The following is a 693-nucleotide window of genomic DNA, read 5'->3' on the forward strand; positions in this document are numbered from 1 at the left end:
ATGAAATACGTTCAAAAGGATTAATGAATGACCCTAACTATTTCGCGATGACACAGATTATTACATTGGTACTTGCTTACAAGTATATTCATAATTACATATTCAAGGTCCTTGCATGTGGTATTTTGCTATGGTCTTTAACTACAACGGGGTCTAAGACTGCGTTTATCATATTAATCGTCTTAGCCATTTATTTCTTTATTAAAAAGTTATTTAGTAGAAATGCGGTAAGTGTTGTGAGTATGTTAGTGATTATGCTGATATTACTTTGTTTTACCTTTTATAATATCAACTACTATTTATTCCAATTAAGCGACCTTGATGCCGTACCGTCATTAGATCGAATGGCGTCTATTTTTGAAGAGGGCTTTGCATCATTAAATGATAGTGGGTCTGAGCGAAGTGTTGTATGGATAAATGCCATTTTAGTAATTAAATATACACTAGGTTTTGGTGTCGGATTAGTGGATTATGTACATATTGGCTCGCAAATTAATGGTATTTTACTTGTTGCCCATAATACATATTTGCAGATCTTTGCGGAATGGGGCATTTTATTCGGTGCATTATTTATCATATTTATGCTTTATTTACTGTTTGAATTATTTAGATTTAACATTTCTGGGAAAAATGTAACAGCAATTGTTGTAATGTTGACGATGCTGATTTACTTTTTAACAGTATCATTTAATA

At 31.7% G+C, this 693-nt stretch carries 1 protein-coding gene; it reads left to right on the forward strand.

Going from position 1 to position 693, the window contains the following annotated elements; translation table 11 throughout:
* The coding region (locus IDG60_RS27990; RefSeq protein ID WP_206161052.1) for an O-antigen ligase family protein at positions 1-693 on the forward strand (693 nt) is incomplete at both ends.

This window comes from Staphylococcus sp. EG-SA-2 (assembly GCF_017152085.1).